General features: G+C 48.4%; 17 protein-coding genes. 9 read left to right on the forward strand and 8 right to left on the reverse strand.

Going from position 1 to position 13,944, the window contains the following annotated elements; all coding sequences use genetic code 11:
* Window positions 1–40: 40 nt before the first annotated feature.
* Together ACSF8W_RS02665 and gshA are read right to left on the reverse strand one after the other, a co-directional pair.
* The gene (locus tag ACSF8W_RS02665; protein WP_500844788.1) at window positions 41–1,849 is read right to left on the reverse strand and encodes an ABC transporter ATP-binding protein; all 1,809 of its coding nucleotides are present in this window, start codon (window positions 1,847–1,849) and stop codon (window positions 41–43) included.
* Window positions 1,850–1,857: 8 nt separating this feature from the next.
* Window positions 1,858–3,480 (reverse strand): glutamate--cysteine ligase, encoded by a 1,623-nt coding sequence (gene gshA / locus ACSF8W_RS02670; protein ID WP_500844789.1) that lies wholly within the window; start codon window positions 3,478–3,480, stop codon window positions 1,858–1,860.
* Between the two features lie 333 nt (window positions 3,481–3,813).
* On the opposite strand from gshA, the gene ACSF8W_RS02675 reads away from it, so the two are divergent.
* From ACSF8W_RS02675 to ACSF8W_RS02690, 4 genes are all read left to right on the forward strand, one after another.
* Window positions 3,814–4,359, forward strand: a complete 546-nt coding sequence (locus ACSF8W_RS02675; RefSeq protein ID WP_500844791.1) for a TetR/AcrR family transcriptional regulator — start codon at window positions 3,814–3,816, stop codon at window positions 4,357–4,359.
* Window positions 4,360–4,451: 92 nt separating this feature from the next.
* Window positions 4,452–4,958 carry a GNAT family N-acetyltransferase gene (locus ACSF8W_RS02680; RefSeq protein ID WP_500844793.1) on the forward strand — a complete coding sequence of 169 codons (507 nt, stop codon included), beginning with the start codon at window positions 4,452–4,454 and terminating at the stop codon, window positions 4,956–4,958.
* A 57-nt stretch (window positions 4,959–5,015) separates the two neighbouring features.
* A complete protein-coding gene (locus ACSF8W_RS02685; protein WP_500844794.1) occupies window positions 5,016–5,273 on the forward strand; it encodes a YjhX family toxin in 258 nt (85 codons plus the stop codon).
* A gap of 166 nt (window positions 5,274–5,439) precedes the next feature.
* Window positions 5,440–6,438: a hypothetical protein gene (locus tag ACSF8W_RS02690; protein WP_500844796.1), complete on the forward strand. Its 999-nt coding sequence runs from the start codon at window positions 5,440–5,442 to the stop codon at window positions 6,436–6,438.
* A gap of 112 nt (window positions 6,439–6,550) precedes the next feature.
* Here the strand turns inward: ACSF8W_RS02690 and ACSF8W_RS02695 are convergent, their stop codons facing one another.
* A complete protein-coding gene (locus tag ACSF8W_RS02695) occupies window positions 6,551–7,102 on the reverse strand; it encodes a carboxymuconolactone decarboxylase family protein (protein ID WP_500844798.1) in 552 nt (183 codons plus the stop codon).
* A gap of 93 nt (window positions 7,103–7,195) precedes the next feature.
* The gene (locus ACSF8W_RS02700) at window positions 7,196–7,438 is read right to left on the reverse strand and encodes a DUF2798 domain-containing protein (RefSeq protein WP_500844799.1); all 243 of its coding nucleotides are present in this window, start codon (window positions 7,436–7,438) and stop codon (window positions 7,196–7,198) included.
* Window positions 7,439–7,586: 148 nt separating this feature from the next.
* On the opposite strand from ACSF8W_RS02700, the gene ACSF8W_RS02705 reads away from it, so the two are divergent.
* From ACSF8W_RS02705 to ACSF8W_RS02725, 5 genes are all read left to right on the forward strand, one after another.
* Window positions 7,587–8,516 carry a LysR family transcriptional regulator gene (locus ACSF8W_RS02705; protein ID WP_500844801.1) on the forward strand — a complete coding sequence of 310 codons (930 nt, stop codon included), beginning with the start codon at window positions 7,587–7,589 and terminating at the stop codon, window positions 8,514–8,516.
* Window positions 8,517–8,585: 69 nt separating this feature from the next.
* Entirely contained in the window at window positions 8,586–9,572 is a 987-nt protein-coding gene (locus ACSF8W_RS02710; RefSeq protein WP_500844803.1) for a permease, read from the forward strand.
* Window positions 9,573–9,605: 33 nt separating this feature from the next.
* Window positions 9,606–9,854: a thioredoxin family protein gene (locus tag ACSF8W_RS02715; RefSeq protein ID WP_500844805.1), complete on the forward strand. Its 249-nt coding sequence runs from the start codon at window positions 9,606–9,608 to the stop codon at window positions 9,852–9,854.
* An 82-nt stretch (window positions 9,855–9,936) separates the two neighbouring features.
* Window positions 9,937–10,449: an RNA polymerase sigma factor gene (locus ACSF8W_RS02720; protein ID WP_500844807.1), complete on the forward strand. Its 513-nt coding sequence runs from the start codon at window positions 9,937–9,939 to the stop codon at window positions 10,447–10,449.
* 96 nt (window positions 10,450–10,545) lie between these two features.
* Window positions 10,546–10,884, forward strand: a complete 339-nt coding sequence (locus ACSF8W_RS02725; RefSeq protein ID WP_500844809.1) for a cytosolic protein — start codon at window positions 10,546–10,548, stop codon at window positions 10,882–10,884.
* A 257-nt stretch (window positions 10,885–11,141) separates the two neighbouring features.
* On the opposite strand, the gene ACSF8W_RS02730 is transcribed toward ACSF8W_RS02725, so the two are convergent.
* From ACSF8W_RS02730 to ACSF8W_RS02745, 4 genes are all read right to left on the reverse strand, one after another.
* The gene (locus tag ACSF8W_RS02730; protein ID WP_500844811.1) at window positions 11,142–11,573 is read right to left on the reverse strand and encodes a hypothetical protein; all 432 of its coding nucleotides are present in this window, start codon (window positions 11,571–11,573) and stop codon (window positions 11,142–11,144) included.
* Complete coding sequence (locus ACSF8W_RS02735; protein WP_500844812.1) at window positions 11,570–11,905, reverse strand: hypothetical protein; 336 nt, start codon at window positions 11,903–11,905, stop codon at window positions 11,570–11,572. Before ACSF8W_RS02735 ends, ACSF8W_RS02730 begins: the two co-directional genes overlap by 4 nt.
* A gap of 328 nt (window positions 11,906–12,233) precedes the next feature.
* Window positions 12,234–12,752, reverse strand: a complete 519-nt coding sequence (locus ACSF8W_RS02740; RefSeq protein WP_500844814.1) for a lipocalin family protein — start codon at window positions 12,750–12,752, stop codon at window positions 12,234–12,236.
* Between the two features lie 120 nt (window positions 12,753–12,872).
* On the reverse strand, window positions 12,873–13,883 hold the full coding sequence (locus ACSF8W_RS02745; RefSeq protein WP_500844816.1) for a SphA family protein: 1,011 nt from the start codon (window positions 13,881–13,883) through the stop codon (window positions 12,873–12,875).
* Between the last annotated feature and the right edge of the window lie 61 nt (window positions 13,884–13,944).

The raw sequence follows: 13,944 nt of genomic DNA on the forward strand, positions 1-13,944 counted from the left end.
TATAGATGCTGTCGCTGCCTGTGCAGTGTTTTGTTTAGCATTAGGCATGACATTCTCCTGCTTCCGCCAAGTCCGTATCCGTTGTCGTCGTCGAAACAGCGGCTGATGACGGATGACTCAATTGGTTCTGACGCTGATACACCGTGGCATACCAGCCTTGATTTTCCATTAAGGCTTTGTGGCTGCCCTGCTCTGCAATGCGGCCTTCTTCCAATACCAAAATATGATCCGCGCCATACAGGTTTGGCAGACGCTGGGTGATCAGCATTACAGTTTTATCGCCATAATGGGTGCTCAGGTTATGACGCACACGGGCTTCGGTTTTCATGTCTAACGCACTGAACGGATCGTCCAGCAACAAAATGTCAGCATCCACTAACAAGGCACGGGCCAAGGTGATGCGCTGCTTCTGACCGCCAGACAAGTTGCCGCCGTTTTCACTCAGCGCGGTCTGGAAGCCGTCTTTCATCGCCTCGATTTCTTCTTTGATACCGGCCATGTCAGCGGCATGCATGATGGCCTCCATCGACGCATCCGGTTTGCCCATCGCGATGTTTTCCGCAATGGTGCCCGTAAACAACAATGGCTTTTGCGGTACCCACGCCATGGTGCCGCGCAGTGACGAGAACGTCAGGCTGTCGGTCGAGATCCCGCCGAGCGTAATGCGTGAGGTGTCATCCGTCAGGCCATATTGGCGCAACAGCAAACTGAAAAGCGTACTCTTGCCGCCACCGGTCGGGCCGGTAATGCCCACCAAGCCACCCGCTGGCACCGAAAACGCCACATTGTCCAATGCCGCGTGTGCATTGTCTGGATAGGCAAAACGGTTGATCTGCATCTCGATTACCTTCGGCGTATTGGCTGGCAAGGTGTGCTCGCCTTCAGTCACTGCTGGTTGTTCCGCAAACAGTTTCTCCAGACGATCCCACGAGGTATTCCCGCGCTGGAAAATGCTGAACTGCCAACCAAACTGCATGAATGGCCCCAGCAATTGCGCCAGATACAGAGTAAAGCTGGTGAACAAGCCCACGGTGATCAGCCCTTGGCTGATCAACCACGCACCGTAACCCAGCGTGATCACAAACGAGGTGCCGTAAATCATCTGAATGGTCGGGCCAAACAAGGAGTCCACTTTCGACACCGCCACGTTCGCTTCTAGCGTGTCATCCAGTGCTTTTTCAAAACGCTGCTGCTGGCGGGCTTCCAACGCGTGCGAGCGCACCGTCACAATGCCTGACACCGTGTCACGCGCTTCTTCGTTCAGATGCGAAAACGCGGCCTGCGCACGGCCAAACGACTGCTGCACACGCACGCCGTATTTACGGGTCACCCACACCAACAACGGGAACGGCAATAACGCCACCGCGGTTAAGTGGCCGCTGACCACAAAAATCATGCCGAAAATGACGGTCAAACCCGCGATCAGCGAGTCAACCATGGTCATCACACCGCCGCCTGCTGCCTGCTCCACCGCGTTCAAATCGTTGGTGGCATGGGCCATGACATCACCCGGGCTGTGCTTGCCATAAAACGCCGGCGACAACAGGCTCAGGTGGGCAAACAACTGGCTGCGGATCACCCGCGTTAATCCCACCGATGCACCATATAACTGGTTCTGCCACACATAGCGCAGACCATACATCGCCAGCACCGCCACAAAAATGCCCAGCAGGTGGGTCAATAAGAAAGAGCGGGTTAACGTATCGTGACTGATGGCATCAACAATGCGGCCAATCAACCACGGTGGCATCAGGTTCAGCAGGGCGACCGCCTGCAGCCCGACAAAGGCAATAAAATAACGTCGGGCAAACATTTTCATGTAGCCGCGTAATTTCCACAGAAATTCCATAACGGAGGTTACTCACAGGTGCTAGATAGGGTGTTTTTCTCTCGCAAGAAATCGTCAAAGCTCAAGGTGTCTTGCGCTTCTTTTTGTTGCTGCGCCGCAATAGATGAGACGGCCAAAGCCTGTAATTGCACAACATCGTCCGTTTCTACGGCAATATGCTGCAAAAAGGTGTGATGCTGTTGAGCCAACTGCAACACAAAAGTGCGATAGCTTACACCATGACGCTGAAGATCCGCCAACAGTTGTGCCGACGGGGTCAGCGTACTGTCTGCAAACTTATCTTGCTGACGTTGCAGGCTGCTTTGATAACCGGCTTCTGGCACGCCATCAGCACTAATACCGAAAGTGCTATCTAATGCCGCTGCGAGAGGTTGCATCGCCGCAAGCAGCTGCTCGCCCATTGCCACCAATGGCTGTGCGCCGTCTACCGTTGGCAACATCAACCCCGGTTTACGGCCTTCTGTCGCCACTAACTCCTGACGTAACTGGATAATCGCCATTTCTTCTGGCAACAATTTCGGACTCGGTGCCAGTGCACAATAGGTTAAGAACACATCGAGGAAGTGACTTTGCGTTTCATCCAGTCCCAGCGGCAGGTACGGGTTGTTGTCCACACTGCGCAGCTCAACGTATTCCACCCCTTTGCGACACATGGCATACAACGGACGTAAGTCTTCACTCACGATTTTCGGACGAATCGCGCCGTACAGCTCATTTTCCATTTGCAGGACAGACGTATTCACCTGCTCGCCCGCATCAATACCCGCATAGCCGTCACTTTGCAGGGTCAGCAGACGATACAAATCATTCAGGTAAGCGGCTTTGTTGTTATAGCTGATCGCATGCTGCGATTGCTCGCTGCTGCCATAGCCCAGATTGCTTAAACGCAGAGAAGTTGCCCACGGCAGGTAAAACGTCTCGTCATCCAACGCCAGCAACGGATGTTCACGCCCTGCCAAGTAACTGCTATCTAGTGCGGGTGAGGCACCAAACAGATACGGCACCACCCAACCGTGACGCAGTACGTTACGGATAAGGTGGAAATAACGGCTGGAAATAAACGCCGATAACGACAGTTCACTGCCCGTTTGCTGATGCAGCTGCTGCCAGAACGCCTCTGGCAACGAGAAGTTATAGTGAATACCCGACACGGTTTGCATGCGGCGACCATAACGGTTCGCCAGGCCCTGACGGTACAGTTTTTTCAACCGCCCCGCATTGGACAGGCCGAAATCGGCAATGGTGATCGCCGACTCGTCCGGCAGGCGCGGCGGGAAACTTGCGCCCCACAGCACCTCCCCTTCCGGCAGTTGTTTTGCCACGGTGTGGTGCAAGGCAGTCAAAAACGCGAACGTCTTTTGCTTGTCGGTTTCTGCCGGAGTGATCAGCTCTAACTGCGCTTCGGCAAAATCAGTGGTGATATACGGGTGGGTTAACGCCGCCCCTAATGCCTGCGGGTGTGGCTGATCAGACAATGTTGCCGCAGCCGTGGCGCGGATCCCTTCTTTTTCAATCCCACGACGAATACCTGTCAGGGTGGCGGCCAAATCCGCTGTAAGTGTAACGGGTGCTGACGTTGTTAGAGACACAGTCGCCGCGACCGGCGCATCAGAAGTGATTGCTTGTTGCATGTTCTTTTTCTTCGCTCTTCACGCAAACAGCGATGAGAACCAAGCCCGATTGCTGGCCCCATCGCTGTTTGTGGTGGTGTTCAATCTCTGTAAGACGTATGGGGACGGAAAAAGACGAAAGAAAAGGTGAAAAAGTTTAAGAGCAGGGACGAGGGGTGAGTTTTTAGGGGCGAGTAGGAGCGGAAGAGCAAACGGTGCTGTGGAACGCTACGTTGGCTGAAAATGGGTATCCAGCATTGCCACCAAAGAAAAGGCGATTAAACTGCTTGACAACATAGGGGCGGATCCCTAAATTACAAACCGACCGAACGGTCAGCCGATGTGAGACATGTGATGACGATGGACAAAAGACACCATATTATTGAAGTCGCGACTCGATTATTTTCTGAGAAAGGTTTCGAGAAAACGCCTATTTCATTGATCTGTGAAGAAGCTGAGGTTTCTAAGGGATTGGTGTTTCATCACTTCAAGAATAAAAATGACCTGCTAAGGGAAGTGTTCGTTCATATCACTTCTGTCATTGAAGAAGCCGATCAACAAGATGCCGATATTGATGTGAATGACATTCGCATGGAGGCATTGATCAATTCGATCTTTGATGGGATGACCAAGCCTGAACACCGAAAGATGTATCAATTTAACTTCAGTGTCATGGTCCATCCAACTACTCGCTCTATCGTTGTTGACTTGATTGATGAAAGATACCAAGGGTTGCAAACCTCAACAGAAGAGGTATTTCGTGCGCTTGGGCATGACAATCCCTCGGTCATCACGAAAATGTTTATTGCAGAGATTGATGGTATCGCCATGAATTATCTGCTTAATGACGATTTTCCAATCAACGAAATCAAGCAAGAATTCATTAAGAAATACTGCTAATTTCGTAAAAATCACGCATCACCCAATGCGTGATTTTTTTAAACCTAAATCACCGACCGACCAGTCGGTTTTAATTACAAAAGAGAGAAGAAATGAATACGCCTTACCACATTCAATATGAAGCATTCGCAAACGCAGGCGGTCTTTACGATGAACGACATGCAAAATTGTATGCCGAGTTTGCCGATGATCTGATTGCAGACGGCAGCTATTCCATTGTGTATGACGGCGTGGCACACGCTTGCTACACCCCCATCACCATTGATGCCGCACCACATTTAAAGTGTTACGTATTGGCTCCGCTGGCGGTCCTTCCTGAGTACCAAGGGAAGGGTTATGCAACACGCTTAATGGAGCAAGCAGAACGTGAGTTAGATGCCGATGTGATCTTTGTGATGGGCGAACCCTTCCATTACGGGAACCGCTACAACACACCGCACAACGTGCTGCCACCGGTGAAAACACTCGCACCTTTAGAGTGCTGGTTCGCCAGAGAATTAACCCCAGGCGCGCTCGATAACGTCGGTGAATCTACCTCGTCGCTGAAAGGCCCGTATGCCTCGCCGTTGATGTGGGGCCACCCGAGTGAACAAGTGTAATTAATCACTGAAAGGGCAATGTTTTGCCCTTTCAGTCTGACATTGAGAATAACCACAATGAACCTATCAAAACACGAACAAAGAGTGTTGCACGTACTCGCATTAGGCGGAGAAATTCAATACTCAAGAAACGGCAGTAGTAAAATAAACGAGATAGCTTATTTTTCCCGCGAAGGCCATATCTTGGCAGATTGCACCGTCGAGATATTCCAGCGGTTGAAAAACAAAAAGCTGATCCGTTCGAAAAACAGTGCGCCGTACCGAATTACCGCATTAGGTGCATCTTCAGTTAAATCACAAATGTTTCAACGCTGAATCCCCCCACACATTTTTACTGTTCTTTGCGGTCTCTTACATTTTTTGACAGTTAAGCCGTTATTATATGTAGACTTTTCACACAGAAGTATGGGGTGCGGCTTAATTGTATTAACTTCACATTACAACTACGCTGATACCATTCCCCTCTACGGATATTCTGACAATGGCCACAAAAAGCAATCAAGCGCTCGTCCTTTCCTCTGTCATTTTTTTCGCGATCGGGTGCTCACCAGAACCGAGCATCCCATCAAGCACTAACACCAGCGATTACCACGGGACAGCAAGCATTACTCAAGGCATCGCCAAAACAGTAACGGCAAATCTTTTTGAGTGTGAAAATGGGCGCAGCCGAGCGGCGGGTATCGGTGAAATTACCGATTCAGAAGGAAAGGTATGGACGGTTCCGGCTAAAAACCATTTTGCCACGGCACCGAAAGCCTTCGACTTGTATGAAGAATGCGCCAACATCACCCCCAACGGTCTGGATGATGTAAATAAAGACGCGGTACCTGTTGCCGTGATAGATCCTGACGGTGATGAAATCACGGGGTATATTTTCGCTGACAATTATTTTGAGTTATACATCAATGGTCAGCTTATCGCGGTAGACACCGTACCATTCACGCCATTTAACGCGAGTATTGTAAAGTTCAAGGTAAAGAGACCTTATACGATTGCAGTAAAAGTCATTGATTGGGAAGAAAATTTAGGCTTGGGCACAGAAAATAACCGTGGCAAAGCATACCACCCTGGCGATGGTGGCTTTATCGCAAGCTTTAGCGATGGAACGGTAACAAGCGCTGACTGGCAAGCCCAAACGTTTTATACCTCGCCTATTTACGATTTATCCTGCTTACGTGAAGTGGATGGCCCCCACCTTGAAAAACAGCGGTTATCCAGCTCTTGCACAACGGAGGGGAAAGATAATGGTGAGAATGCTTATGCCGCTCACTGGGAAACGCCAACAAACTGGATGAATACAACCTTTGATGCAAGCGCATGGCCTCGCGCAACGCAATATTCAGAAGATGAGATCGGTGTAAATAACAAAAAGTCTTACATGAACTTCATTGAAAAATTCAGCGGTGCCGGTGCCAACTTTATCTGGTCAACCAACGTTGTGTTAGATAATGAAGTCCTCTTTAGGTATGAGGTCAAATAGCGTTCGTCGATGATGTATTTTCATCCGCATAGTGAACCGATATCTAAACGCACACTGAGCAAAAAAATGAGCGAGCTTACATAGCTCGCTCAAGCGTGTTTTGACCGTTGGATTATTTTTTAGACCAAGCAAACTTTTCAAATACCTTGTCTACAGGTGTATGAGCAATATGGTTTACGTAGTTGCTGATCACTTTTTGCGATAGCCCAAGGATCACTTCCAGTACCTGCTGTTGACCGTAGCCTGCTGCGAAAAATGCGGCTAAGTCTGCTTCTGATACGTTGCCACGCTCACGCACTACAGCAAGGGTGAAATCTTTAAGTGCTTGCAGCTTTTCTGTTGGCATGGCTTCATCGTTACGCAACGCTTCAGTCAGTGCGGGATCAACCTTCATTGAATGCGCAATACCTGTGTGTGCAGGCACGCAATAATGACATTCGTGCTCAACATTGATGGTTTGCCATACCACGGTGAGTTCTTCAGCATCGAATGATGTATGCGTAAATTGCTGATGCAGTTGCGTGTACGCGGTTAGGATTTGAGGAGACTCAGCCATTACAGCATAAAGACCCGGAACCATACCCATTTGCTTTTGTGCGCCTTCAAGGATTGCTTTGCTCTTTTCAGGTGCAGACTCAACAGTATGTCGTTTAAATTCGATCATTTTCTCTTTCCTATTCTCTATGACTGACTCATCGCCAAAATAAGTGGCGTTGACGCAGTTAACCAAGCTGTGACTTCAGTATGACGGGGATATTTATTTTACTTCTGGCTCTAGAAGCACCTTGGTTACAAACAAACGAACCGTTGGTGCCACAAGCGCTAACACTAACAATGCAGATGGCACCATTTGTGACACTGCGTTTAGCCATGCATCGAAGAACACTCCGTTTGCTGGCAGCGTTTTAGTCACCATGATTGCGGGCATGCTCAAAAGCATAGTCGGTAGAACCATAGAAACCATGAGTGGATATTGGAACTTGCGCGGAAACTTCTTCATGATGCTCTCTCATGTACTTAACTGCGATTGGCTATCTGATGAGGTAATAGTAGTCCCGAACGTAGCAATCAAAAACAGACAGTATTGAACTTGAATCTTTCATATTTGAATGATTAACTCCACGTGTAATCCTCAAGGGTGATCAAATATGAAAGCCAAAGACATCTCCAACCTTTACCTATTTTGCCAATCTGTCGAGTGCGGCGGTTTTGCAGCAGCGAGCCTTAAAACCCACGTTTCAGCCCCAACGCTATCAAGGGCTGTCGCAAGTCTTGAAGACAAACTGGGCGAAAAATTAGTTCATCGCAATGCTAAGCAGTTTCAGCTCACTACGGCAGGTGATGAATACTACCAACGCTTCGCAGCCCTATTTATGCAGCTTAATGATGAATGGACACAGCTTTCTAATAGTCAGCCCGTATTAACAGGTGAGATCCGGGTTTCTTGCCCAGAACCCTTTGCTGATAACTTCCTGCAAAAAATGGCTATTGCGTTTATGCAGCTTCATCCTGAGGTTTCTGTCACCATCCAATTTAGTGCAGGTACAGAACGTTTCTTTGATGAGCAAATAGATCTGGCGATTGTGACAACCCCGCCTCATGCAAGCCATTTAGTGCAGCGCCAATTGTTTGAGTCGCCTTTAATGCTGGCGGCAGCGCCAAGCTATATTGAAAAGCATGGTCAGCCAGAACACGCCGAAGACTTGATTCACCATCAACTCCTCTCTGGAAATAACCTGCCCTACTGGGACCTCAAAGAAGACAGCAAAGCGATCCGCATTCCTTATCAGCCGCGATACTCCATCAGTAGTTTGCGCCTAAATATTGATGCGACACGGGCAGGCGCAGGGATCTGTATGATGCCAAGAGCAGCCTTTGAACCGTTTGCTGAAAGAAAAGAGCTAGTAGAGGTATTGCCAGCGATTGAATGTCCAACGGGCAAGGCATTCTTGGTATGGGCGGACAGAAAACTGATTGCGACCCGAGTCGTTGCCTTTAAAGATATGATTTTTGAGCGCTTTGGGCAATCGGCTCAATTTTTGGCTTCGATTCATTCAGTTCGGGATCCATCATCGTAGAAGACAAAAAATTCTGCATCCTTTCACAACCTCAAACGTGTTAGAGGTAAATCATTAGAGGATGCCACTATGTTGGACGTTTTTACCCATTTTGCCGACTGGCTGACATATTCCATTTTCCACTTGGAAGCCAGCACTTCAATGGCAAAAGGCGTGCATTTCTTTATCGAAGACACCAGTAAGATCCTCGTCTTACTGATCGTATTGATTTATGTCATCTCCGCACTGAGAGCCAGCTTGAGTGTGGACAACGTTCGCCAATATCTACAAGGCAAGCATCGCGGTGTGGGTTATTTTCTAGGCTCTCTATTTGGTGCCATTACCCCGTTTTGCTCATGCAGTTCTATTCCTCTGTTCATGGGCTTTGTCTCTGCGCGCATTCCTATTGGTGTGACCATCGCATTTCTTATTACCTCACCTTTGATCAATGAGGTGGTGGTCATCATGCTTGGCAGTGTCCTTGGGCTGAAATTCACCCTCATGTACGTCGCCATTGGCATGCTGCTCGGCATAGTTGCAGGCTTGCTGATGGATACGTTGCAGGCACACCGATGGTTACAGCCCTTCCTTGCCAAAGCGTATCAACAAGCCCATGAATTAGATGCGCAGCCGCAAACGGCGATTGAATCACCGCCAATGACGTTGAAACAGCGCCATGAATTTGCCGTGAACAAGACCAGCACCATCTTCAAGCGCATTTGGATGTGGGTCTTTATGGGTGTGGGTCTTGGGGCATTTATTCATGGTTTTGTGCCGGCTGATTGGTTCGAGCAACACCTAGCACACGGACAATGGTGGACCGTCCCCCTCGCCACGCTCAGTGCCATTCCGATTTACACCAACGCAACGGGTATCGTGCCCATCATGGCGTCATTAATAGACAAAGGCATGCCGCTTGGCACCACCCTTGCGTTTTGCATGGGAGCGGTCGCCGTAAGCTTGCCTGAATTCATGATGCTCAAACAAGTGATGCAATACCGATTACTCACCGCAATAGCAGGTTACTTGCTGGTGGCGATTTCCATCACCGGTTGGTTGTTTAACTTCTTCTATTAATCACAGCAGAGCAAATGCTCACAGGAGTCTGATATGAAAAGCATTCAAGTTTATGGTTCTGGTTGTAAGAACTGCATCGTCACCGCAGAACGTATTGCCGAGGTTGCGCAAGAACTAGGGCAACAAGTCAGCATTGAAAAAGTCACCCGCTTAGAAGCCATCATGAAAGCGGGCATTATGAGCACACCGGGTATCGCGATTGATGGCGAATTAAAACACACGGGGTCGGTGCCATCTGTTGATCTGGTTCGCGATTTACTCAAAGAAGATGTTGTAGCGTAAAGGCACGAAAAGCGCGTCGCGCGTGCTTTTTGGGGAATGAGTACGCGCGACGGATAATCGAGATGCAAGAATGAAATGTTTGATGGATGCGTGGCATCATGCAGAACCTAGCCTGTATGGTTGGCTACTAAAACAAACCAAAAATCCGCACGAGACGGAAGACATCATGCAAGACGTGTTTCTGAAAGCCATGGGCAACAGCGAACGTTTTTGCACATTGCAAGACGGAAAATCATGGCTGTTTAAGATGACCAAAAATCGCCTGATTGATCAACTAAGACGCAAGATCGAATCGGTCAACGTCGAGCAGTTAATTGTGCCAACGGAGGTTTCTCCTGCGATGGTTCAGCTTCAACGCTGTCTTCCAAAGGTATTAGTGAAACTCACCGAGCAAGAACGTGATGTGATAGAGCAGTGTGATCTCAATGGTATGGCACAAAAAGATTACGCAGAGAAACACAAGCTCAGCCTGCCCGCCGTGAAGGCACGTTTACGTCGAGCCCGTATAGCGCTCAAAAGCATTTTGGTGAGCGAATGCAACGTCACTCAAGACCAAACGGGCGTCTGCTGTTTTGCCTCTTTTCAAGCAGAATAAAGCCGTGATGCCGACGCAAAACAAGATAATCACAATCCGCGTGATACCGCCCGTTTTAGTGATACACTTTCCGCATCAGAATTATCGAGAAACCCTATGTTTATCCATCATATTAACGGCATCGACTGGCTAGTCATTACCGCTTTTGAAGAACTAAAAACACTATTTATCGAAGACGCTGGTGTGATCCCCGCTTGCTTCTCTACCACCAGCGAGTTGAGCCTGATAGATCAAGCCAAGCGCACGTATGGATATTTGCCTTCACTCAGCGGCGTAATCACCGATACCGGGACGTATCAGAGCAAAGATATCGAAGAAGATTTGAACCCACAGCTTGCCTGCATAGTTGAGGGGCGTGGTCGAGTGTTTATCTATCACGGCGGCTTTGTGGCTTTTGTGGATGACGAGCAAACCTTTATTACCCGAATGGACTGAAAATCATTCCGTTCGTTGAAGCCGGCGAATTGGCATCCCTAGTAAAGAAAGGGGCATATCTATGTCCCATTCCATCAACGCAATCAGATGTCACTCAACCGCAACGTCACCCCCCCTGCTTCACCACGATCAATGCATCGGTATCAAAGCCGCGTGCTTTTGCTATCAGATCCTGAACACATTTATATCGCACAAATATGCAGAATTTCTTGCTCTGCAAAATAACTACAAAGAGGCGACATCATGAGGCATTAGCCTCATAATCTCTTTAACGTATATGGGTATAACTTCGTGGCCGTTTCATCAACCGCAAACCAAATACTTGTCGGTGAAACAGCTTTTGATTGAGGAAGTGTGTCGGTAAATAGAAGCTTGCAGCTCCATGCTTTTTCACCCACATCCTTTTCTATCTCAACCATTGTCCATTCACACTCCCCACCAATAGAGATCGTCGTATCAGGATCAAGAGTTGATGATAACAACATAGACAAGTGATCCCCGAGTGCATAGGGTTCTATAACCTCATCCGGGTAATAACTTGCTCTATTAAGATCTGCGTCAAGGTTATTGAATAAAACCTGCATCACCTTTGTATGTGGCGGTTGAGGAGGAGTATCAGCGGCAATGGCACTATTACACAATAATGCTATCGTTATACCTGTAGATAAAATCACCGCTGAATAGCTCATAAAAATTCACCAAAGTAAAAGTTGACTGTACCTTTTCGGCCATAAACTGATTTAAAGGTCGTCATAAATACACTTACCTGTTCACACTTCACCTTGTCACTCGTATTCCCATAGTGCCAAACTGTACCATCTTTTACGATACCAATATGCTTACTCGACATCGCACCCATATGTAACTTATTACCTCTTTTTGTCACATTCGCAGCCAGTGTGACAAAGATCAAACATTCTCTCATGGATGCGGGTTTATCAGCCCACTTTCCTGTTTTCTTTGATTTATTAAAAATGTCATCAACGCGAATTACAGAGCCTTCTCCTTCAATATTTTTCAAATCATTCCAGGTTGAATTTTTACAAGTGTGTTTTGCATCCTTATATTGAAGTACATGCCCTACGAAATGAGCACAATGATTTTCTCCGTCATTCTTACCTAAACTAAATGGACAAAGTGTACTTATATGCTTATCTACATGATGAATTTTCTAACCACGTCGAAATATCAAGCATCATTTGAAAAATAGACAGCACCAAAGCTATTCAAATGGATGAAAGCCTCGTTTTTTATAAATCATACTGAGTATTTTCATCCGTTTTGGATGTCTACCTATAGTTTTTCAGCAGCTATGTTTTTGACTTCTATATTGGTGAACTTGCTTAGGTTTACTCCCCATGCTTCACCACGATCAACGCATCTGTATCAAAGCCGCGTGCTTTTGCCATCGAGACGAATTTTTCCATCACGCTAGGATCAACCGTTGGGGTGCGCGCGAGTAGCCACAGGTAGTCAGTAGAAGGGCCAGAGACAAAGGCGTATTGGTAACCTTCGTGGTCAAGTTCAAACACCACATACGCGCCATAGAAAGGGCCAAAGAACGAGACTTTCAGGTAGCCTTCGTCGGCACCATTGACGAAATAGGCCTTACCTTCCGCTTGCTGCCAGGCGTTTTCTTCTGCCGAAAAGCCTCGGTTAATTACTCGAACGCCGCCGTCATCACGCAGGCTGTATTCTGCGGTGACTTGGGTTAATCCACGCTCAAAGGAGTGATCTAAACGAGCAATTTCATACCACTTGCCCAAGTAGCGGTTGAGTTCAAAATTGGATACTGGCGTGACGGTGTCTGGCATTCCGGTACACCCCGAGAGCCACAGTAGACTGAACAAGAGAAAAAGCTTTTTCATACGACATCCTTGTATTGATAGCCCATACAATCAGGCATTTACATCATGGCAACATCACACCATAACCCATCAGATAAGTATAGTGTTATCAGTAGGATAAAACGCATAAACAAAACGTGTTCAATACGTCACTTGCAGGGCGAACGTGACGTGATCGCCTTCTGTCGTCGCTTGGGTGGCAAATTCGTTTTGCCACATCAGAGAGGCTGACAGCACGGCATTGGCCACTGCGGTGTGATAACTCACGCGAGGCCCCCATGACCAGATGCGAAACGTTGTAGCCGATTTGGAATGCGCGGATACGCCCTTGCCTGAATCGCTAGAGAGTTGTTGTACGCCCACGCCGGAAAGGCCAATGCCGACCATGCCGCCGAGCAACAATACGCGCTGTTCAACGGTGGCACTTAGGCGGGCAATGTCACCGCTGTCGTAGTCGGTTTTTGCGTTCGGGGTATTGAAGCCGACACTGGCATGAAGGGAGGCATATTGGCCGGTGACGGGTTGGTGATAGCTGATCGCCACGGTCGGCACGATGCTCCAGTAATCGGTACTGAGTGACGGTTTGCCGGTTGAGGCATCCTGTCCGGTCGGCGCATAGAAGGCCAATTGCAGGTCGGTTTGCCAATGATCATCCATCGCGTAGGCCAGCATGATGGGAGTGAACACCATATCGCCCAGTCCGCTGGCATTATCAAAACCGCTCACCGTTGAAGACGAACGGGTATCAAGAGAGACATACGGCAGCTGCACGTGCATGGCATACGTCCAGCGTTCCGCCAGTGCAATATCCGGCCGCCACAGGATATCCAGCGAAACCGATTCAAACGAGACAGCGTCTATTAACGCATTCTCACCGTGTGCCTTGCCGTCATAAATGTGTGTGGTTAGCCCAACCTGCCAGTGCGGCGGTTCAGGCTGATGTGAATACTTTGATGCCGTGGTGGGAACCGTAAGATCATTCACGGTACGCCAGCGCAGTACATCACTGATCCCTTCCGCCGCTTGTACGGTCGAGCTGACCACGAATATCACTACCAAGGCCATCATGCTGCGCTTTGCACTGGCGTGAAAAACACACATGGCCCGTTTTACAACGCTTTCCCTGACGCTTTCGTGAACGCCTTCCTGCATGGTGTTATTGCCTCCTGCTGACTGCCCTTTATCACCTTAGTCACTGACGCTTTGATGCGCT

The organism is Photobacterium sp. 270122K, assembly GCF_059941365.1.